We start from the raw sequence: 19,349 nt of genomic DNA on the forward strand, positions 1-19,349 counted from the left end.
GTCTTCAGGAACGGCTGGACAGCCGTCGGTAGTTGTCGGCTTGGGTGACGGTGAACGCGGCCAGCGCCACGGCGGCGAGGGCCCAGACCGGGACGCTGCCCGGCCGGAGGACGACGGACATGTGCCCGGTGCCGACGCTCGGCAGTACCACGGCGGCGGCCCACACCACGCCGATCCCGGCGGCGGCGCGGACCACCCCGACCAGGCCGCCGATGGCGACGGTGGCGGCGGTGCAGGCGAAACAGGGCAGGAGCAGCAGCGCCAGGGAGTCGCCGGTGCGGATGCCGATGAGGGCGAGCAGCGGCACGACGACGGCCAGCGCGGCCGCGGTCCGCCGCAGCAGCATCGTCAGTCCGGCTGAGGGCGTGCCCGCGATGAGCTCCCAGGCCGGGTCGGCGCGCCGGCTCCAGGCGACCGCGACCCCCGGCAGCGGTGCCAGTGGTGCCAGCAGCAGCACCAGCGACGGCCACTGCGGGTTGACCTCCTGCAGCAGCATCGCGCAGCCCAGCACGCCGGCCGTCATCGTCAGCCACGGCAGCAGCGCCCACACCAGCCAGCGCTGGTGCAGCACCGACCACGGCCGCCGCAGCCGGGCCGGGGCGGGCCCCGCCGCCACGCCGCGGTCGAGCTCGGCGGCGACCCGGTCCAGCAGCGTCCGGGTGGCGTCGGTCGTGCTGCCGGCCAGCCGGGCCCGGCAGTCGGCGCAGTTCTCGAGGTGCACCTCGATCGACCACACGGCGGCGTCGTCGAGGCCGGGCCCGTCGCCGGCGTACCGGGCGATCGCGTCGAGTGTCGGGTGCGTGGTCAAGACAGTGCCTCCCGCAGCATCAGCCGGGCCCGCCGGGCGTGGGTCTTCACCGTGCCTTCCGGCACCCCCAACAGCAGCGAGGTCTCCCGGACGGTCAGCCCGTCGAGCACCATCGCCCGCAGGACCTGCCGCAGCTCCACCGGCAGGACGAGCAGCGCCTGCTCCAGGTCCTGGCCGACCCGGCCGGCCAGGACCTCGTCCTCCGCGGCCGGCGCCACCGCCGGCGCCAGCGGCACGGCCGGCACCTGTGCCTGCCGGGCCCGCCGCCGGAACGCGTCGACGAGGCGGTTGGCCGCGATCGTCCACAACCAGCCGACCGCGCTGCCGTTCGTGGCCGACCCGGCGAAGCTGCCCGCCGCCCGCCACACCGCCAGGTAGGTCTCCTGCAGCACGTCGACGACCACGTCCGGGTCGGCGCAGCGGCGGGCCAGCCGCACGGCCAGCCACGGCGACGTCCGCCGGTACAGCTCGTCGAACGCCAGCCGGTCACCGGTGGCGATGCGGCGGACGAGTTCCTCCTCGTCGACCGCATCCAGACTTCGTCTCACACCCAGAGAGACGACGCGGATCGTCCGGCGGATTTCAATTCAGAGTGACATGCGTCACTGCGCTCGTGCGGTGCGGGTCGTTCGGGGGCGCGGGAGCCGGCGGGAAGGTGTATCGAGACCACTTTTGGTGTCAAGCCAATCATGAGCTGTACGCTGTCGGGCATGGGAGCGGAGCGGAACCAGGCCGGGCGGCGGGAGCGGAAGAAGGCCGCGACCCGGGCCTTGATCCTGCAAGCGGCGCAGGAGCTGTTCCTCGAGCGCGGCTTCGACGCGGTGAGCGTGCGCGAGATCGCCGACCGGGCGGACGTCTCCCCGACCACCGTCTTCGCGCACTTCCCCCAGAAGGAGGCACTGCTCTTCGCCGAGGAGGACGCGCAGCGCGAGCGGCTCGTCGCCGCCGTGCGCGAACGACCGGACGGCCTGTCGATCTCGGAAGCGCTGAAGGCCCACTACCGCGCCGAGTTCGTCGCCATGTGGTCCGGCGAGGACGGGGAGGTCCGCCGCCGCATCATGTCGCTCATGGAGGCGACCCCCACGCTCCAGGACTACGCCTCCCGGATGTGGCTCCGCCACGAGGACGCACTCGCCGCGGCCATCACCGAGGAGTTCGGCCTGCCGCAGCCGAGCGACGAGATCCGCGTCTACGCCCGCTTCGCACTCCAGATCCAGCTGCTCGTGACGAGCGACACCGATCCGATGCTCGACGCGGGATTCCGGATCCTCGATCAGGGCTGGAGCCGGTATCATCCTGCGCCTGAGGACGGCAACCGGCTCAGCTGAGCGCCTTCAGCTCGTCGCCGTTGACTGCAGGACGCGGGCGAGCCAGTCGGTGCGGGTCCGGCGGGCCGCGGCGGAGATCTTGGCGTGGGGGAAGAGGGCGTCGAAGCCGTGGAAACCGCCCGCCCACACGTGCAGCTCGGCCTGGCCGCCGCAGGCCCAGATCGCGGTGGCGTAGGCGACGTCCTCGTCGCGGAAGACCTCGGCGGTGCCGGCGTCGATGTACGTGGGTGGCAGGCCGGACAGGTCGGTGGCGAGGGACGGGGACACGTACTGCGACACGTCGGTGGCGTCGGGCAGCAGTGAGCGCCAGGCGAACTCGTTCGTTTCGCGGGTCCAGACGCCCGGGGTGCCGGCGAACTGGTGGCTGGAGACGGTCGTGTTGCGGTGGTCGAGCATCGGGCAGATGAGGACCTGGGCGGCGATCGACGGGGTGCCGCGGTCACGGGACATCAGCGTGACGCCCGCGGCCAGGCCGCCGCCGGCGCTGGTGCCGGCCACCACGATGCGGGCCGGGTCGATGCCCAGCTCGGCGGCGTTCGTGGCGGTCCAGTGCAGGGCCGTGTAGCAGTCGTCGACCAGCGTCGTGCCGGTGAACTCCGGGGCCAGGCGGTAGTCGACCGTGACCACGACCGCGCCGAAGCGGTCCAGCCACTCCAGTGGGATGTCGAGCTGTGCGAAGCGGTCGCCCATGACCATCCCGCCGCCGTGGATCCAGTAGACGCAGGGCGCCGGGGCGGTCAGGCCCTTCGGGCTGAGGATCGTCAGCGGGATCTCGGTGCCGTCCTGGGCCGGGACGGTGACCTCGCGGCGGTCGACGGCGCGGTTGTCCAGCAGCGGCTCCAGCGGGCCGGAGGAGTACGGGCGGATCTGGGTGAGCGACTCGGCGTCGAGCGCCGTGACGAGCGGGATGCCGGCGAGGAGGGCGGCGAGCTCGGGGTCGGTGGTGATCATGATGCGGGGTCCAATCGTCCTGAGGGCTGAGTCCGGGGGAGAGGTTGTCGGAGGATCAGAAGGTGGCCTTGCCGCCGACGGGGACCTGGTCGCTGTACTGCGACTCGCCCGCCAGCAGCGGCTGCAACCGCGCGACCAACGTCTGCGCGGCCTGCGTCGCGAAGAACTCGGCGTGGGCCTCGCGGCTGGTCCAGCCCTCGGTGACCGAGACCACGTCGCTGTTGCTCGCCGAGCGGGTGACCAGGAAGACCACGCAGTCCTCGTGCGGCAGCGACGGCGCGGCCAGCAGCAGTTCGACCAGTTCGTCGCCCTTGCCGGGGTGGGCGGTCATCGTGGCGTGGAAGCCGTGCATGGTGATTCCTCCTTGTTGGCGTGCCGACGCGGTACGTCTGCCCACCAAGCAAAGCATCACGACCTCGGGAAATGTTAGAACGATGCTCGCCTGCACTTGCCTGATCCTCGCGTGGCCGGTCATCGCCGTAGGCTCGGCAGCCCGGCGGGCGGTAGCGTCGGCGCATGCGGTGGAAGCTCGGACGCCCAGACATCGACCGGTATCGGGACCGCTTCGACGTGCCGCCCGCGGCCGGGTCCGGGCTGAGCGTGACGTTCCTCGGCGTTTCCACGCTGCTGATCGATGACGGGTCGACGGCGGTGATGACGGATGGGTTCTTCAGCCGGTACCCGCTGCGCCGGCTCCTGTTCGGCAGAGTCCGGCCTTCGGCAGCGTTGGTCGATGCGGCCCTCGCCCGCGCCGGGGTGGACCGGCTGGCGGCCGTCCTGCCGGTGCACACGCACTTCGACCACGCGCTCGACGCCGCGCTGGTCGCCGACCGTGCCGGTGCCCTGCTGGTCGGAGGGGAGTCGACGGCGAACGTCGGACGGGGTCACGGCCTGGCCGCGGACCGGATCCGGGTGGTGACGCCAGGCCGGCCCGACACGTACGGCGCGTTCACGGTGACCCACCTGGTCTCCGAGCACTGCCCGCCGGACCGGTTCCCGGGCACGATCACCGAGCCGGTGGTGCCGCCGGTGCGGGTGGGCGCCTACCGGTGCGGCGAAGCGTGGTCCATCCTGCTCCGGCACGCCGGCGGCCGGACCGCGCTCGTGCAGGGCAGCGCCGGCTTCGTCCCCGGACTGCTGCGGGGCTGCCGGGCCGACGTCGTGTACCTCGGTGTCGGCCAGCTCGGCGTGCGGCCCGAGGCGTACATCCGGGCCTACTGGGACGAGACGGTGCGTGCCGTGGGCGCCCGGCGGGTCGTGCTGACCCACTGGGACGACTTCTTCCGCCCCCTCGACCGGCCGCTGCGAGCCCTGCCGTACCTCGGCGACGACCTCGACGTCAGCATGCGGGTCCTCGACGGGCTCGCCGCGGCGGACGGGGTGCAGCTGCACTTGCCGACGGTGTGGCGGCGCGAGGACCCCTGGCACGGTCTGCCGACCGGCGGCGGGTAGGGCGCAGCGGATGCACGGCGGCGCTGTTGCTGTTGCGAGCGACGTCGACGCGGTGGCCACGAGGATGGCATGCGACGGCACCGGTGGCTGCCGACTGCGCCGGCTTTGCCCACCCTGCCGCAGCGACGCGGTGAGCCGGGGCCAACGGGGCGTTCGGCCCTGGCTGACAGGCCGCTTCGGGGCGATGGTTGTGGTGGACCCGTCGCCTTGGAGGACCCGATGGAGCATCTGAGTCCCCTGGACTCCGCGTTTCTCGACTTCGAGGACGCCGATCGGCATGCTTCGCTGGCGATCGCGTCGATCGCGGTTGTCGAGGGCCCGCCGCCCAGTCAGAGCGAGTTCGTCGAATCCGTGCGAGGGCGGTTACCACTCATCGCGCGGTACCGGCAGAAAGTCCGCCAGCTGCCGCTGGACGTCGGTCCGCCGGTATGGGTGGAGGACCCCGCCTTCGACCTGACGTACCACATCCGGCGCACAGGTCTGCCGGCCCCAGGCGACGACGCCGCGTTGTGCCGGCTCGTCGCGCGGCTCATGGCGCAGCGCCTCGACCGCGATCGCCCGCTCTGGGAATGCTGGGTGATCGAAGGACTGGCCGGCAACCGTTGGGCGGTACTGACGAAGGTGCACCACTGCATGGCGGACGGCGTCTCCGGCAATGCGCTGTACCGCATCGTGTTCGACGAGTCGCCGGTACCACGTGACGCGGTGCCCGACACGCGGTGCCACACGCCCGAGCCGAGCACCCTGCGGCTCACCGCCGACGCAGTGGCCGACCTCGTCGGCAACCCGCTGCAGCAGATCCGCTCCCTCATGCACGCGCTGCACGCCCCCCAGGCGCTCGTGCGGCACGTCGCCGACACCGCCCGGGGACTGATCGAGCTGACCGGCGTCCTGATGCCGGTGTCCAGGTCCCCACTGGCCGGCCCGATCGGTCAGCAGCGCCGGTACGCCGTGGGCCGGGCCGCACTGCAGGATGTGGTCCACGTCGCCAAGACCTTCCAGGTCACGGTGAACGACGTCGTTCTGGCCGCCGTCACCGGCGCCTTCCGGACGCACCTGCTCAACGACGGCGCGACACCCGACCCCGACGCGGTCCGGACGCTGGTGCCGGTGTCGATGCGCACCCCCGGGGACGAGGGCGTCGTGGACAACCGCATCTCTGTGCTGCTGCCGTTACTTCCCGTCGAGCACACCGATCCGGTCGGCCGCCTGCGCGAGGTGCACCGGCGGCTCAGCGCGCTGAAGGAGAGCAAAGAGGCGGAAGCCGGCGAGGCGATGACCGAACTGGCCAAGCACGAGCCCTTCCCGCCGCTCGCATACGGCATCCGCCTGGCTGCCCGGCTGCCGCAGCGTCACATCGTTGCGGTGACCACGAACGTGCCGGGCCCGCGCCGTCCCCTGTACGTCCTGGGCCGGCAGATCGTCGAGATCCTGCCCTACGTGCCGATCGCCGTCCGCCTGCGCACCGGCGTAGCTGCCCTGACGTACCACGGGCAGATGTCCTTCGGCGTCACCACGGACTATGACACCGGCCCGGACGCCGACCTGATCATCGACGCGCTCGGCGATGAGATCGCCAAGCTGGTCGAGGCCGCCCGAGCGGCGGACGCCACAGCACGGTCGCCGAAGACCGTCGCAACACCCCGACGTGGCCGCGCCGGCAAACGCGCCACGTCACCCGCGGCGGCGCGCCGAAGCCCATGAACAACGCGGCCGCGCGGCCGGCCTGCCGAAACCCGGGGCACTGCGCTCCGCCCGGACCGATCGTCCCGTTCTGACCGGGCCTTCGTGCCCTACGGAGCTGACCACGTGGCAAATACCGTGGGGGGTATCGGCGATCTCGCGGGAGGTGGACGCGATGCAGCGGCTGCTCGTACTGGGTGCCAGGTGATCGCCAAGGACAACACCGTGCTGCTCACCGACGGGCGGCGCCTGCCGTACGACTTCCTCGTCATCGCCACCGGTGTCACCCCGCGCCCGGACCAGACGCCGGGAATGCTCGACGGCGGCCAATGGCGCAGACGGATCTTCGACTTCTACACCTTCGACGGCGCGCTCGCCCTCGCCGACGCCCTCGACGCCTTTGACGGCGGCCGGCTCGTCGTGCACGTCACCGACATGCCGATCAAATGCCCGGTCGCGCCGCTGGAGTTCACCTTCCTGGTCGACGAGTACCTCCGCCGCCGCGGCATCCGGAGACGGGTCGAGCTCGTCTATGCCACGCCGCTGTCGGGTGCGTTCACCAAACCGATCGCGTCGGCCCGGCTCGGATCGATGCTGGACGACCGTAACATCGTTGTGGAGCCGGACTTCCTGCTCGAGCGGGTCGAGGGCACCACGCTCATCTCCTACGACGAGCGCGAGATACCGTTCGACCTGCTCGTCACCGTGCCCCTGAACATGGGCGCCGAGTACGTCGCCCGCTCGGGCCTGGGCAACGAGCTCAACCTGGTGCCGGTCGACAGGCACACCCTGCTGGCCAAGACGCACACGAACATCTTCGCGATCGGCGACGCCAACGACGCCCCGACCTCGAAAGCCGGGTCGGTGGCGCACTTCTCGGTCGAGGTGTTCGCCGGCAACTTCGTGCAACACGTCAACGGCGCGCCAATGACCGGCCGCTTCGACGGGCACGCCAACTGCTTCGTCGAGTCGGGGGGCGGCAAGGCCCTGCTCATCGACTTCAACTACGACACCGAACCGCTACCGGGACGGTACCCGTTGCCGGCCGTCGGCCCGTTCCGGCTCCTGCACGAGACCGCGGCCAACCACTGGGGCAAGCTCGCGTTCCGCTGGATGTACTGGAACATGCTGCTGCCCGGCCGCCCCGTCCCGTTGCCGGTGCACCTGTCGATGGCCGGCAAGCACCAGCCCACCGTGTGAAAGCGAGGACATCATGCCCCACACCACCATCGCCGGCCGTGACATCCACGTGGACGCCGAAGGTTTCCTCACCGCCAAGTTCACTCCGCTGGGCAACACCGCCACACACATCCCGCAGGGCCTCGGTGGCGTTCCCGGGATGACCGCTGTCGCCACGCACATGATGCGCAAGCAGATCGGCGATGTCGGCGTGCCCGAGATCCCCGAGTTCCTCGACCAGATCGTCGCCTCCGGCGGACACCTGTGGGCCTGCCGGATGTCCGCCGACATGATGCGCGTGACACAGGACGACCTGTACGGCGCGGTCGAGGGCATCATCAACGCAGCCGACTTCATCGAAAAGACCGACGGCGCCCAGCTGCTCTTCATCTAAGCAGGTCCTCGGAAGTTCTGCGCGTATCTGCGGGGCAGCCGGTGGAGGCGCGCCCGGATCCACCGGCTCGTCGCGCCCGCCGCGGGGCGGATGCCAGGGGCGAGGGTCGCGGTCAGTCACCGCAGCGCGTGACGATCTGTGCCCACATGAGCGAGTCGTTCGATCATGAGTAACGTCAATGCCACGACGTGCACGAGCACAGCGATGCCGGTGCCGGCCAGCGCCGCGACCAGCACGCTTCGCGTGACGATGCCCCAGTCGACCGCCGAGCCGGCGAAGTCGAACGGGAACACCTGCCAGACCCGCACGAGCGCGACCATGCTGATCGCCGTCGTGGCCAGGTCGCCGAGCCGCCTCACCAGCGGGCCGTCCGCCACGACGTACACGACGTTGACGACGACCCCGGCCAGCAGGGACAGGTTCACCATGCCGAGCACCTGCGTGGTCGTGCCGGTGAGGATCGAAGCGGCCTGCCATCCTGGGCTGACGTTGAGCACGTACATGATGACGAGGTTGACGGACACCGATACGGCGTAGCCGAACCGTCGCGCGGCGACGCCTGGCCGGCGGTCCCCTTGGGCGGAGGCCATGGCGGCACTCCTCTCACTCATGGTTGTGACGGGGTGTATTGAGCGTCGCTCCGGCGGTCTGCCGGTGCCAGGGCCGGTTGACCCGTTCCGGTACTGCGGCGACGTTCGAACTGTGCACGACGCTGGTGCGCCCCGGCGGGCGGATCGCCAACGTCGGCGTGCACGGCAAGCCTGCCACGCTCCACCTGGAGGAGCGACCGGCCCGGCAGCGTGCGCGTCGCCGATGTCGGGTGCGTCCGCGGGTCGAGCTGGGACCTTCGGCCCTGCGCAATTGCGCGTCGCCGGCGAACAGTCGATGCCGGGACCGTACGAGCGAGGCGAAAACGAGTGGCGGTCATGGCGGCACGGGTGAGCCCTGAAGGGCCGGCTGCTGCGACGCCCTCACCCCGGCCCGATCACGGGTCCCGCGGACAGGACGTCGCGGACGGGGCGCACGGAGCGGCGCGACGCGGCGTTGGCGGCCGCGATCGTGCGGCACCTCGACCAGGCCACCACCCCGACGCGGCAGCGTGCCGCGGAGCTCGCCCGCGCGGCATGTCATGACGTCTGCCGGTCATCCCGCTGCCCGGCACGACAGGGCTCGACTGAGGAGGGGCAATGCACGCCAAGGACATCATGAGTACCCCGGCACACACAGTGCGCGCCGATGCGCCGGTCGCGGCGGCGGTCGAACTGCTCGAACGGCAGTCGATCACCGCGGCCCCTGTCGTCGATGACCGCGACGTGCTCGTCGGGCTGGTCACCGAGCGGGACCTCCTGCGGCAGGCGGCAGCCGGCAGCGACACGGCGCCGGGCGCGGCACTGCGCCGGGTACGCGATGTGATGTCAGGCTTGCCGGTGTCGGCGTGGCCGGACGCGGACGTCAGCGACCTGGCGGCCGTCATGGTCAGGCAGGATGCGCACACCATCCCGGTCGTGGAAGATCACCACGTCGTGGGTGTCGTCAGCCGCTGCGACGTGCTGCGGACGCTGCTGCCGACCGATGCCGCCGCACAACGTGAGGCCCAGCACCGGCTGGACGTGTACGCGAACGGGCAACGCCGGTGGCGGGTGACCGTCGACAGCGCGGTCGCAACCGTCGACGGCGGGTTCGACGACGACACGGAGCGGGTGGTCGTGGAGGCGCTGGTGCGAACCGCCGCCGGTGTCACCTCGGTTCGTGCCACCACACCCTAGGGCGATGAGCGACTCCACCTGGACGGCCAGCGCCTCCAGCGGTGCCGGCCGGTAGGCGGAGCGTGTCTCGAGGAACCGGTCGTCGAACCGGAAGTCGTCGTCCCGCCGGCGTTCGTCGACCTCGACCGCGACGAGCGGGAGGTGGTGGGTCGCGGCGTGGGCGAACCCGGCGCGGAGCGCGGCAGCGGACGCGGCGGAGCCGTCGACACCGACGACGACGTGACCGGCGAACGGGCCGCCGCCATGCCCCGGCATCGGGCGCACGACGGCCACAGGGCAGGCGGCGTTGGCGGCGACCCGTGCGGGGACGCACCGGTGCAACGCATCGGTGCCGTCGTGGCCGCCGACGACGAGCAACCCCACCCGGTGCGACAGTTCCAGCAGCTTCTCCACCGTGCCGCCGACCGGGTACCGCGAGCGTCGTGCAAACCTGGAGGCCCGCTTCCACCCTCCCTCCGCAGGAGCCGCAGCACCCGTGCCGGATGCCCATGATCGGGGTGCCGTGCGGTCCTGCCGCTCACAGGACGGGCAGGGCTGGTTCGCGGCGCCGCGGGGCCGTTGCTGCGCAGGTCGGAGCCGGCGGGTACCTGATCGGCGATGACGTGCCGGCGGCGGCCAGGGCCCTTCGGCCCCCGTCCGGAGAGGGCCGTTGGACCCTGTCCGCCGGCGGTTGCGCCTGCGTACGGTGCACGGTATGGGTGAATCGCGTCGACCGAGCCGGCTGGCCGGCCACCGGTTCACCGTGCCGATGACCGGCCGGCACGTACGCCGCGTCTTCGACGAGTGGTGTCTCCTCCACTGATCACCCTGTATGCCCACCGGTGACACGCCCATTCGGCGTCGCCGGCAACCACCGGTGCGGTTCGGCGCTGGTGCGTGGTGTTTTGGAGGAGCGGGACGTGTTGGAGGACCTGCGGGCCGCGTGCCGGCGTGACCCTGCGCTGTACGGCAGCCGGCGAGTGGAAGTGCTGCTCTATCCCGGAGTGTGGGCGGTGTGGGCCCACCGGCTGGCCCACGCCCTGCACCGCTGGCGGCTGCCGTTGCTGCCGCGTGCCCTGTCCCAGGTGGCCAGACTGCTGACCGGTATCGAGATCCATCCCGGCGCCACCATCGGGCGGCGACTGTTCATCGACCACGGCGCCGGCGTCGTCATCGGGGAGACCGCCCGCATCGGCGATGACGTGACGATGTACCACCGGGTCACCCTCGGTGGGCGTGGCTGGCGGCGTGACGGCAAGGGCAGCCGGCGCCATCCCAGTGTCGGTGACCGCGTGGTACTCGGTGTCGGCGCCACCGTCCTCGGGCCGGTGCACATCGGCGACGACGCCGAGATCGGCGCCCACTGCCTCGTACTGACCGACGTCGCCGCCGGAGCCCGGCTGCGCGCGCCGGCAGCCGTCCCCGTCCCAGATCGCGTCCACACCGCGCTGCCCGACCCGGATCGCCGAGGAGCGATGACATGATCTACAACGACGTCACCGAGCTGATCGGCCGCACGCCGATGGTGCGGCTGTCCCGCTTCGCCCCCGGCGCTCCCGCCCGGCTGCTGGCCAAGCTCGAGTCGGCCAATCCCGGCGGCAGCGTCAAGGACCGTATCGCTGTTGCGATGATCCACGCCGCCGAGACCGGCGGCCAGCTCACCGCCGGCGGGCAGATCGTGGAGGCGACCAGCGGCAACACCGGCATCGGCCTGGCCGTCGTCGCCGCTGCCCGCGGCTACCGGCTGACGTTGACGATGCCGGAGAGCACGAGTGCCGAGCGGCGTGCGCTGCTGGCCGCCTACGGCGCCGAACTGGTGCTGACCCCGGCCGGCGAAGGGATGCCGGGCGCGGTCCGCCGGGCCCGCCAGATCGCCGACGAGCAGCGGGCCTTCCTGCCCAGCCAGTTCGACAACCCGGCCAACCCGCAGGTGCACCGGCGGACCACCGCGCACGAGATCTGGAACGACACCGGCGGCGACGTCGACGTGCTCGTCGCCGGCGTCGGCACCGGCGGCACCATCACCGGCGTCGGCCGGACGCTCAAGGAGAAGAACCCGGCGGTACGGGTTGTGGCTGTCGAGCCAGCCGAGTCGCCGGTGCTCTCCGGCGGGGCCGCCGGCCCGCACGGCATTCAGGGCATCGGCGCCGGCTTCGTCCCCGGGGTCCTCGACCCGGCCGTGTACGACGACGTGATGCGCGTCGATGTGGAACAGGCCCGGGCAGCGGCGCGGCGGCTGGCCCGCACCGAGGGCATCCTGGCCGGGGTCTCCAGCGGCGCGGCGCTGCACGCCGCGGCGACCGTTGCCCGGCGGGCGCAGCACGCGGGGCAGACCGTGGTGGTCGTCCTGCCGGACACCGGTGAACGGTATCTCAGCACGCCGCTGTTCACCGCGACCGCAGAAGCCGGGGAGCCGGCTTGATGCGGGTCATCCACCCGTCGACCGATCCGCTGGACCGTCCGGAGACCCCGGCGCGCGACGACGCGGGATGCGGATGGCGACCGTTGACGGCGTGCGTGCCCGTCCTCCGCGATCCAGGTAGTAGGTGGGCGCTTTGGGCTCCGTGACACCGCACTTCTCGATACGGTCGGTGCATCGCTGCTGACGGAAGGTCGACACGTGCCCGGTCAAGCGCAGGTCAACGGCTCCGACCGTGCGCGGCTGCGCCTGTCCAAGGGGTGGGTCCAGGGCGTCGCCCTGGTCATGGTCTTCGGGTTCTTCGTGATGGGCATGCTGGCCCTGCGGACCTACACCGACTCGATGCCGCTACCGGAGCGGGTGACCGGCCCGGGTGGTGACGTCGTCTACACCCGCGCCGAAGTGACCGCAGGGCAGCAGACGTTCCTGCGTCGGGGGTTGCAGCAGTACGGCTCGGTGATGGGGCACGGTGCGTACCTCGGCCCGGACTACACCGCGGAGTACCTGCGCATCTCGGCCGAGCACATCAAAGGCCGGCTCGCCGCGTCGGGGCAGCAGGAGCCGATCGAGGCCACCAAGCGGATGCTGCGCGAGAACCGGTACGACAAGGCGAGCGGCGAACTGGCGTTCACCGCCGAACAGGTCTCGGCGTTCGAAGACGCCAAAAAGCACTACGCCGACTTCTTCGGCACCGACAGCACCAGGTACGGCCTCCTGCCCGAGGTGATCACCGACCCGCGGGAGATCCACGAGCTGACCGCCTTCTTCTCCTGGACGGCGTGGGCGAGCGCCGCGGAGCGGCCCGGCCACAGCTACTCCTACACCAACAACTGGCCGCCGGAGCCGCGGGTCGACAACACCCCGACGGCCGACATCGTGGTCTGGTCGGGCCTGTCGCTGACCGCCCTGCTGGTCGGCCTCGGTGCGCTGTTCGCGCTGTACGGGCGGTGGAGCCGCACCATCGGCTGGCACGCCGCGGAGCAGCCGGCGCTGGCCTTCCGGCAGCCCGGCGAGGTGCAGATCACCAAGGCGCAGAAGGTGACGGCGTGGTTCTTCTTCGTCGTGGCCGCGCTGTTCCTCGGGCAGACGCTGCTCGGCGGCGCGATCGAGCATTACCGCGCCGACCTGAGCACGTTCTTCGGCATCGACCTCGCCCGGGTGCTGCCGTTCAACCTGGCCCGCACGTGGCATGTCCAGCTGGCCCTGTTCTGGACGGCGGCGGCGTTCCTCGCGGCCGGCGTCTACCTCACCCCGATCATCGCCGGTCGAGAACCGCGCCGGCAGCACTGGCTCGCCTGGGGCCTGCTCGGCGCGCTCGTGATCGTGGTCGTCGGCTCCCTCACGGGCGAGGCGGTCAGCATCTTCGGCGCCGACTGGGCGAAGGGGTCGATCTTCTTCGACCAGCAGTGGGAGTACCTCGACCTGCCGCGGTTCTGGCAGGCACTGCTGGTGATCGGGCTCTTCCTGTGGATCGCGATCGTCTACCGGGGCATCCGGTCGCGGCTGAAGACCGAGCACCGGCTCAACATGCCCTGGCTGTTCCTCTACGCGGGCCTGGCGATCCCGGCGTTCTACGCCGTCGGCATGCTGGCCTCGGCGCAGAGCCACCTGACCGTCGCGGAGTTCTGGCGGTTCTGGGTCGTGCACCTGTGGGTCGAGGACTTCCTGGAGCTGTTCACCACGGTCATGGTCGCCTACATCTTCGTGATGCTCGGCGTCGTCCGGCGCCAGATCGCCATCCAGATCATCTTCCTCGACGTCATCCTTTACTCCGCCGGCGGCGTGATCGGCACGATGCACCACCTGTACTTCTCCGGCACGCCGGTGGAGCACATGGCGCTGGGCGCGTTCTTCTCCGCGCTGGAGGTGATCCCGCTGACCTTCCTGACCGTCGAAGCCTGGACCTTCCTGCAACTGGGATCCCGGCAGCAGAACCGCGGCAACGCGCCGTTCCCGCACCGGTGGGCGGTGATGTTCCTGGTCGCCGTGGGGTTCTGGAACTTCGTCGGCGCCGGGGTGTTCGGATTCCTGATCAACCTGCCGATCGTGTCGTACTACCAGATCGGCACGGCGCTGACCGCGAACCATGGGCACGGCGCGATGATGGGCGTCTACGGCATGCTCGCCGTCGGCCTGTCCCTGTTCGCACTGCGGTACATCATCCCCGCCGCGAGGTGGCCCGACCGGCTGGCCAAGCTCTCGTTCTGGTCGCTCAACATCGGCCTGGCCTGGATGATGTTCGTCACCCTGCTGCCGCTGGGCATCCTGCAGCTGTGGCACTCCGTGAACGACGGGTACTTCGAGGCGCGCACGCTCGGCTACCTCACCGAACCCGGCAACGCCGTGCTCGAATGGCTGCGGATGCCCGGCGACGTCATCATGATCGTCGGCGGCGCGCTGCCCTTCCTGTGGATCACGTACCTCGGCATCCGGCACGGGATCACACCGGCGGCCACCCAGCTGCAGCCGGAGACCCTCTACGTCGAGGAGACCGACCACGCCGCGCAGGACCGCACCGGCCTGCCGGTCGCGGTCGGCACGGGTGAGCCGCCCGCCTCGCGGCGCCGGTACGCATCCGACCGGCGCAACGAACCGGAGGAGCCGTGAGCGGCTTCTCGGCCGCCGCGGCCGGCCCGGAGGTCTGGCTGGCGGCCGGCTACTGCCTGGCCGTGGTAGGGCTGGCGCACGTCATCGACGCGCTGGCCCGCCGGGCAGCGGCGATCTCCGAGGGCGGCGCGGGCGGCGGCTTCCGCTACCACCGCGACCACGACGCGTGGCGGTGCCCGCAGGACCAGTGGCTGTGGCCGCAGTCCTTCGACTCGGAGCACCGCGTCATGCGGTACCGCGCGAGCCCGTCGATCTGCAACGCCTGCCCGGTCAAGCACACCTGTACGACGTCCTCCTCCGGGCGGGAGGTCCAGCGCGCGGTCGACTCCTGGCCGGCGTCCGAGGCCGCCCGCTTCCACCGCGGCATCGCCTGTGCCGTGGTGCTGCTCGGGCTGTTGTGGCCGCTGGGCACCGCGCTCACCGGGCCGGGACGCGACGGGCTGCTGGTCCTCGCCGCTGCCGTGGCCGCGGCGCTGCTGCTCAGCCTGCCGCTGTGGTCCCACCTGCGGCGCAACCCGGTGTTCATCCCAGAGGGCATGGTCTACCGCACGCTCGACGAGGCGCTCGCCGAGCGCGAGGCGGCCGCCGCCGCGGTGGCCCGGGGCCGCGCGAGCTACCGGTCCGACCGGCGCGGGAAGGAGACCACATGATCATCGCCGCCGTCGTCGCGCTGGTGCCGCTGGTCCTGGCCGGGCTGTCGCTGCGGGTGCTGAAGGAGTACGAGCGGGGCGTCGCGTTCCGGCTGGGGCGGCTGCGGGAGCCGCTGGGCCCGGGCGTCCGCCTGCTCCTCCCCGGCCTGGACAAGCTGATCAAGGTGGACCTGCGGGTGGTCACGCTGACCATCCCGCCGCAGGACGTGATCACTCGGGACAATGTGCCGGCTCGGGTGAACGCTGTCGTGCTCTTCCGGGTGGTCGACCCGGTCCGCTCGGTGATGTCGGTGGAGAACCACGCCGTCGCCACCTCCCAGATCGCCCAGACCACGCTCCGGTCGGTCGTCGGCCGGGCGGACCTCGACACGCTGCTCGCCCACCGGGCCGACCTCAACGAGGACCTCGCGAAGTCGATCGCCTCGATGACCGAGCCGTGGGGTATCAAGGTCGAGGTGGTGGAGATCAAGGACGTCGAGATCCCGGAGGCGATGCAGCGGGCCATGGCGCGCGAGGCTGAGGCCGAGCGTGAGCGGCGGGCAAAAGTGATCAACGCCCGTGGTGAGCTCCAGGCGTCGGCGGAGCTCCGCGATGCCGCCAGGACGCTCAGTGAAAGTCCGGCGAGCCTGCAACTGCGCTACCTGCAGACCCTGCTCGAGCTCGGGGCCGACCACAACTCCACCGTCGTCTTCCCGTTGCCGATCGACATCATCGGCCCGTTCCTCGACGCGTTCCGCGGCCGGACCGCCGGCCCGGTCCCGCCCGGCGTCAACGGCACCTCACCCGTGACCCAACGGACGCATGATGCCCACTGATCCCGATCCCAGCCCTCAGCCGGGGCGCCCGATCGAACTGACCCCCGTCGCGCCCGGTGTCTGGCCGCTCATCCTCGGCGGCGCGGTGACGGTCCTGGGGCCGCTCTTCGGATTCCTGATCGGCACGATCCTCGGTACCGAACGTGAGACGCTCGGGATGAGCCCGATCTTCCTGTTCCTCTTCCTCGGGTTCTTCGTCGCCGGTGCCGGGATCGCCGTCGCGTTGCTCGGCCTGCGCCGCATCCTCCGCAACCGGTCAGCGACCGCGGCCTGAGTTTCGCACCGCACCGGGGGATCGCGAACGGCCGGCCCCGGCACCCGGCGACCGGACGCCTCGTCCCGCCGGGCGGTTTAATCCGGCGCCGGCTCGGTAGACAGGGCGCAGCGACGGGGGGAGTGCGGATGTTGAAGGGCTTCAAGAACTTCCTGATGCAGGGTGATCTGATCGTGGTGGCGGTCGGGCTGGTTGTGGCCCTGGCCTTCAGTACCTTGATCAAGGCATTCACTGACAGCGTCATCACGCCGCTGGTCAACGCCATGGCCGGCGGCGGGTCGACCGGGAAAGGCCTCGGCTGGACGGTGAATGGCCAGCGCATCGACCTCGGCGCGTTCATCGGCGCGCTGATCTACTTCGTCATCTTCATGGCCGTCATCTACTTCCTGATCGTGGTGCCCTACCGCGCCTACATGCGCAAGCGCGGCAAGACGGTGTTCGGTGACCCGCCACCGACCAAGACCTGCCCGAACTGCAAGATGGACGACGTACCGACGAGTGCGGTCCGCTGCCCGCACTGCACCAGCGACCTTGCCGCCGTCTGAAAAGGCGGCACCGCCCCGGTGCGGATCCGCCCGCAGGATCCAGCAAACGCAAGGAATTCCCGGGCTTTTCGTATCACCCTGCTGAGCTGCGGTGATACCCCTGCCAACCATCCTGTGCCATCGCAGGGAAACGCACCGGCAGACGAATTCCCGACTATTGTTTGGCTTAATCGCGATGCCGTCGACCGGGCATTGTCGATCAGATGCAGAAACAGTGAGCGGAGAAGTCATGAAGACTCTGTTGCAGATGCCTGCTGTGCGCACATGCGCCGCCGTCTCGTGCAGTTTCAACGACGGTGGCTGTCATGCCCCGGCCGTGACCGTGGCGGCGCCCGGTGCGACGGCGTCCTGTGCGACGTTCGTCGAGTCGCCGGTGCACGGGGGCATCGCGGATGTCACCGGCAGCGTCGGCTCGTGCGCCCGCACGGACTGCGCCCACAACACCAGCCTGGCCTGCACGGCGCCGTCCGTGACGGTCGGACCGGGTGTCACGGCCAGCGACTGCCTGACCTACCAGCCAGCCTGACCTACCACGTGACCCGGCCGGCGCGGCAGGACACCGCCAGGCCGAGGACCGCGAACACCGCGACCGGCAGCCGAGGTGGTCGAGCGTCAGTGGGGAGTACTGCGGACCGGCACCACCAGGCGGCCGTGCTCGCTGTGCACCACACGCACGCGGGCCCGGTAGTGGGTGGCGAGCAGTTCCTCGGTCAGCACGTCGGCCGGGGCGCCCGAGGCGACGACCGCGCCGCCGGCGAGCAGTACCATCCGGTCTGCGTATTGGCCGGCGATCGCGAGGTCGTGCATCGTCGCCAGGACCGTCAGCCCGCTTTCCCGGCGCAGCTGATCCACCAGCTCCAGCACCTCCTGCTGGTGCCCGATGTCCAGCGCGGTGCCCGGCTCGTCCAGCAGCAGCAGGCTGGCGCCCTGGACGAGTGCCCGGGCCAGGAACACCCGCTGCCGTTCACCGCCGGAGAGGGTGCCGAGCAGCCGCCCGGCGAAGCGGTCCAGGTCGAGCCGGCCCAGCACCTCGCGCACCGCGACCAGGTCAGCGGCGGACTCCCGACCCAGCGGCGCGACGTATGGCGTGCGGCCGAGCAGGACGTAGTCGAACACGGCCATGCCGGGCGGGACGACCGGCGACTGCATGACGGCCGCGACGGTCCGGGCCCGCTGGCGGCGGGGCAGGCGGGCCACCGGCGCGCCGAACAGGGCGATCGACCCGGTGCTGGGCACGAGACCGCCGACGGCGCGCAGGAGGGTCGACTTGCCGGCGCCGTTCGGCCCGATGATCGTGACCCATTCGCCGGCCTCGACGGTCAGGTCGACGCCGGCCAGGATGGTCGCGCCGTCCAGCGTGACCCGCAGATCCCGTACCTCGACGGCGGTCATGCGTCCTGCGCTCCGCTGCGGCCGCGCGCCTCGCGGACCGAGCCCATGGTGCCGGGCCTCCTGCGCCTCGCCGCGGAACCGGTCACAGTGCCACCCGCCCGGAGGAGCGCAGGACGAGCACGAAGAACGGCGCGCCGAAGAACGCGGTGACCACCCCGATCGGGATCTCGGCGGGGTTGCCCGCGGTGCGGGCCACCAGGTCCGCGACGGTCAGGAACGCACCGCCGAAGAGCATCGACAGCGGAAGGATCGCCCGGTAGCTGGCGCCGACGAGCAGCCGGACGGTGTGCGGGACGATGATGCCGACGAATCCGATGAGACCGGACACCGACACCGCGGCGGCGGTGGCCAGGCTGGCCGCGGCGAGCAGCACGTAGCGCGACCGCTGCGGGTTCAGCCCGAGGCTCGCGGCCTCCTCGTCACCGACCGAGAGCACGTCCAGCTCCCTGCGCAGGAGCAGGATCACCGCGGCGGTCACGCCCGCATAGGGTAGGACGACCCGCACGTCGGACCAGCCGGCGGTGGACAGGCGCCCGAGCAGCCAGGAGTACACCTCGCGGATCGTGTCGATGTTGCGCTGCATCACGTACGTCTGGGCGGCGGCCAGGAAGGCCGAGACCGCCACGCCGGCCAGGATCAGCGTGGTCGGCGAGCGTTCCCGCCCGGCGCCGGCGCTGAGCAGGTAGGCCAGCAGCACCGCGCCCATCGCGCCGGCGAACGCGACGACCGGTGTAGTCAGTGGGACCCCGCCGAGCAGCGTGCCCTGCGCGCCGCCACGGTACGCGATGAGGACGGTGACCGCCAGGCCCGCGCCGGCCGCCACGCCCAGCAGGCTCGGATCGGCCAGAGGATTACGGAACACGCCCTGGAAGCAGCCGCCGGCGAGGGCCAGCATCGCGCCGACCAGCAGGCTGAGGACGACCCGGGGCAGCCGGATCTCGGCGACGATGGCGATCTCGCGCTCATTGAGGCCGCTGTCCAGGTGCACGCCGGGCAGCAGGTTCAGCAGTTCGGCGGCGACGCTGCCGGGCGGCAGGCTCACCGGGCCCAGGGCGACGCCGCCCACCAGCGCCACGAGCATCGCCAGCACGCCGGCCACGACCCAGC

At 71.3% G+C, this 19,349-nt stretch carries 19 protein-coding genes and 2 pseudogenes; 14 read left to right on the forward strand and 7 right to left on the reverse strand.

What is annotated here, in order from left to right; all coding sequences use genetic code 11:
* Nucleotides 1–4: 4 nt before the first annotated feature.
* Both AB0H83_RS33140 and AB0H83_RS33145 read right to left on the reverse strand, forming a co-directional pair.
* The gene (locus AB0H83_RS33140; RefSeq protein ID WP_360101943.1) at nt 5–808 is read right to left on the reverse strand and encodes a hypothetical protein; all 804 of its coding nucleotides are present in this window, start codon (nt 806–808) and stop codon (nt 5–7) included.
* Nucleotides 805–1,356, reverse strand: a complete 552-nt coding sequence (locus AB0H83_RS33145) for a sigma-70 family RNA polymerase sigma factor (protein ID WP_360101945.1) — start codon at nt 1,354–1,356, stop codon at nt 805–807. The genes AB0H83_RS33140 and AB0H83_RS33145 overlap by 4 nt, the downstream gene beginning before the upstream one ends.
* A 162-nt stretch (nt 1,357–1,518) precedes the next feature.
* Between AB0H83_RS33145 and AB0H83_RS33150 the strand changes: the two genes are divergently transcribed.
* Nucleotides 1,519–2,136, forward strand: coding sequence for a TetR family transcriptional regulator (locus AB0H83_RS33150; protein ID WP_360101947.1), 618 nt, complete (start codon nt 1,519–1,521; stop codon nt 2,134–2,136).
* A 6-nt stretch (nt 2,137–2,142) separates the two neighbouring features.
* Here AB0H83_RS33150 and AB0H83_RS33155 read toward each other — a convergent pair whose 3' ends face one another.
* Both AB0H83_RS33155 and AB0H83_RS33160 read right to left on the reverse strand, forming a co-directional pair.
* Nucleotides 2,143–3,087 carry an alpha/beta hydrolase gene (locus AB0H83_RS33155; RefSeq protein WP_360101949.1) on the reverse strand — a complete coding sequence of 315 codons (945 nt, stop codon included), beginning with the start codon at nt 3,085–3,087 and terminating at the stop codon, nt 2,143–2,145.
* A 55-nt stretch (nt 3,088–3,142) separates the two neighbouring features.
* Nucleotides 3,143–3,439 (reverse strand): antibiotic biosynthesis monooxygenase, encoded by a 297-nt coding sequence (locus AB0H83_RS33160; protein ID WP_360101951.1) that lies wholly within the window; start codon nt 3,437–3,439, stop codon nt 3,143–3,145.
* Nucleotides 3,440–3,603: 164 nt separating this feature from the next.
* Here AB0H83_RS33160 and AB0H83_RS33165 point away from each other — a divergent pair, with 164 nt between their 5' ends.
* The 4 genes and pseudogenes from AB0H83_RS33165 to AB0H83_RS33180 all read left to right on the forward strand — a co-directional run.
* Nucleotides 3,604–4,539, forward strand: a complete 936-nt coding sequence (locus AB0H83_RS33165) for an MBL fold metallo-hydrolase (RefSeq protein WP_360101953.1) — start codon at nt 3,604–3,606, stop codon at nt 4,537–4,539.
* A gap of 219 nt (nt 4,540–4,758) precedes the next feature.
* Nucleotides 4,759–6,243, forward strand: a complete 1,485-nt coding sequence (locus AB0H83_RS33170) for a wax ester/triacylglycerol synthase family O-acyltransferase (RefSeq protein WP_360101955.1) — start codon at nt 4,759–4,761, stop codon at nt 6,241–6,243.
* A gap of 195 nt (nt 6,244–6,438) precedes the next feature.
* Nucleotides 6,439–7,422 (forward strand): annotated as a pseudogene (locus AB0H83_RS33175) (FAD/NAD(P)-binding oxidoreductase); the annotation flags it as partial.
* A gap of 76 nt (nt 7,423–7,498) precedes the next feature.
* A pseudogene (locus AB0H83_RS33180) lies at nt 7,499–7,795 on the forward strand (DsrE/DsrF/DrsH-like family protein); the annotation flags it as partial.
* A gap of 116 nt (nt 7,796–7,911) precedes the next feature.
* On the opposite strand, the gene AB0H83_RS33185 reads toward AB0H83_RS33180, so the two are convergent.
* Complete coding sequence (locus AB0H83_RS33185; protein ID WP_360101957.1) at nt 7,912–8,385, reverse strand: hypothetical protein; 474 nt, start codon at nt 8,383–8,385, stop codon at nt 7,912–7,914.
* A gap of 597 nt (nt 8,386–8,982) precedes the next feature.
* Between AB0H83_RS33185 and AB0H83_RS33190 the strand changes: the two genes are divergently transcribed.
* The 9 genes from AB0H83_RS33190 to AB0H83_RS33230 all read left to right on the forward strand — a co-directional run bounded on the left by AB0H83_RS33190 (nt 8,983) and on the right by AB0H83_RS33230 (nt 17,376).
* A complete protein-coding gene (locus AB0H83_RS33190) occupies nt 8,983–9,561 on the forward strand; it encodes a CBS domain-containing protein (protein ID WP_360101959.1) in 579 nt (192 codons plus the stop codon).
* Nucleotides 9,562–10,460: 899 nt separating this feature from the next.
* Nucleotides 10,461–11,024, forward strand: a complete 564-nt coding sequence (gene epsC / locus AB0H83_RS33195) for a serine O-acetyltransferase EpsC (protein ID WP_360101961.1) — start codon at nt 10,461–10,463, stop codon at nt 11,022–11,024.
* The gene (cysK, locus tag AB0H83_RS33200; protein WP_360101963.1) at nt 11,021–11,962 is read left to right on the forward strand and encodes a cysteine synthase A; all 942 of its coding nucleotides are present in this window, start codon (nt 11,021–11,023) and stop codon (nt 11,960–11,962) included. The genes epsC and cysK overlap by 4 nt, the downstream gene beginning before the upstream one ends.
* Nucleotides 11,963–12,160: 198 nt before the next feature.
* On the forward strand, nt 12,161–14,566 hold the full coding sequence (locus tag AB0H83_RS33205; RefSeq protein WP_360101965.1) for a cbb3-type cytochrome c oxidase subunit I: 2,406 nt from the start codon (nt 12,161–12,163) through the stop codon (nt 14,564–14,566).
* Complete coding sequence (locus AB0H83_RS33210; protein WP_360101967.1) at nt 14,563–15,216, forward strand: hypothetical protein; 654 nt, start codon at nt 14,563–14,565, stop codon at nt 15,214–15,216. The genes AB0H83_RS33205 and AB0H83_RS33210 overlap by 4 nt, the downstream gene beginning before the upstream one ends.
* A complete protein-coding gene (locus AB0H83_RS33215; protein WP_360101969.1) occupies nt 15,213–16,031 on the forward strand; it encodes a slipin family protein in 819 nt (272 codons plus the stop codon). Before AB0H83_RS33210 ends, AB0H83_RS33215 begins: the two co-directional genes overlap by 4 nt.
* Entirely contained in the window at nt 16,021–16,305 is a 285-nt protein-coding gene (locus tag AB0H83_RS33220; RefSeq protein ID WP_360101971.1) for a hypothetical protein, read from the forward strand. Before AB0H83_RS33215 ends, AB0H83_RS33220 begins: the two co-directional genes overlap by 11 nt.
* Before the next feature lie 131 nt (nt 16,306–16,436).
* On the forward strand, nt 16,437–16,850 hold the full coding sequence (locus AB0H83_RS33225) for an MscL family protein (RefSeq protein ID WP_360101973.1): 414 nt from the start codon (nt 16,437–16,439) through the stop codon (nt 16,848–16,850).
* Between the two features lie 229 nt (nt 16,851–17,079).
* The gene (locus AB0H83_RS33230) at nt 17,080–17,376 is read left to right on the forward strand and encodes a DUF1540 domain-containing protein (RefSeq protein ID WP_360101975.1); all 297 of its coding nucleotides are present in this window, start codon (nt 17,080–17,082) and stop codon (nt 17,374–17,376) included.
* Between the two features lie 86 nt (nt 17,377–17,462).
* Here the strand turns inward: AB0H83_RS33230 and AB0H83_RS33235 are convergent, their stop codons facing one another.
* Both AB0H83_RS33235 and AB0H83_RS33240 read right to left on the reverse strand, forming a co-directional pair.
* The gene (locus AB0H83_RS33235; RefSeq protein WP_360101977.1) at nt 17,463–18,242 is read right to left on the reverse strand and encodes an ABC transporter ATP-binding protein; all 780 of its coding nucleotides are present in this window, start codon (nt 18,240–18,242) and stop codon (nt 17,463–17,465) included.
* 82 nt (nt 18,243–18,324) lie between these two features.
* The gene (locus AB0H83_RS33240; RefSeq protein WP_360102021.1) at nt 18,325–19,323 is read right to left on the reverse strand and encodes an iron ABC transporter permease; all 999 of its coding nucleotides are present in this window, start codon (nt 19,321–19,323) and stop codon (nt 18,325–18,327) included.
* Between the last annotated feature and the right edge of the window lie 26 nt (nt 19,324–19,349).

This window comes from Dactylosporangium sp. NPDC050688, assembly GCF_040654515.1.
Lineage (GTDB): Bacteria > Actinomycetota > Actinomycetes > Mycobacteriales > Micromonosporaceae > Dactylosporangium.

Excerpts from the sequence above, each read along its gene's own strand:
- AB0H83_RS33150 (WP_360101947.1), top strand. The coding sequence starts at position 1,519 with ATGGGAGCGGAGCGGAACCAGGCCGGGCGGCGGGAGCGGAAGAAGGCC.
- AB0H83_RS33155 (WP_360101949.1), bottom strand. The coding sequence starts at position 3,087 with ATGATCACCACCGACCCCGAGCTCGCCGCCCTCCTCGCCGGCATCCCG.
- AB0H83_RS33160 (WP_360101951.1), bottom strand. The coding sequence starts at position 3,439 with ATGCACGGCTTCCACGCCACGATGACCGCCCACCCCGGCAAGGGCGAC.
- AB0H83_RS33165 (WP_360101953.1), top strand. The coding sequence starts at position 3,604 with ATGCGGTGGAAGCTCGGACGCCCAGACATCGACCGGTATCGGGACCGC.
- AB0H83_RS33170 (WP_360101955.1), top strand. The coding sequence starts at position 4,759 with ATGGAGCATCTGAGTCCCCTGGACTCCGCGTTTCTCGACTTCGAGGAC.
- AB0H83_RS33185 (WP_360101957.1), bottom strand. The coding sequence starts at position 8,385 with ATGGCCTCCGCCCAAGGGGACCGCCGGCCAGGCGTCGCCGCGCGACGG.
- AB0H83_RS33190 (WP_360101959.1), top strand. The coding sequence starts at position 8,983 with ATGCACGCCAAGGACATCATGAGTACCCCGGCACACACAGTGCGCGCC.
- cysK (WP_360101963.1), top strand. The coding sequence starts at position 11,021 with ATGATCTACAACGACGTCACCGAGCTGATCGGCCGCACGCCGATGGTG.
- AB0H83_RS33215 (WP_360101969.1), top strand. The coding sequence starts at position 15,213 with ATGATCATCGCCGCCGTCGTCGCGCTGGTGCCGCTGGTCCTGGCCGGG.
- AB0H83_RS33220 (WP_360101971.1), top strand. The coding sequence starts at position 16,021 with ATGCCCACTGATCCCGATCCCAGCCCTCAGCCGGGGCGCCCGATCGAA.
- AB0H83_RS33230 (WP_360101975.1), top strand. The coding sequence starts at position 17,080 with ATGAAGACTCTGTTGCAGATGCCTGCTGTGCGCACATGCGCCGCCGTC.
- AB0H83_RS33235 (WP_360101977.1), bottom strand. The coding sequence starts at position 18,242 with ATGACCGCCGTCGAGGTACGGGATCTGCGGGTCACGCTGGACGGCGCG.
- AB0H83_RS33240 (WP_360102021.1), bottom strand. The coding sequence starts at position 19,323 with ATGCTCGTGGCGCTGGTGGGCGGCGTCGCCCTGGGCCCGGTGAGCCTG.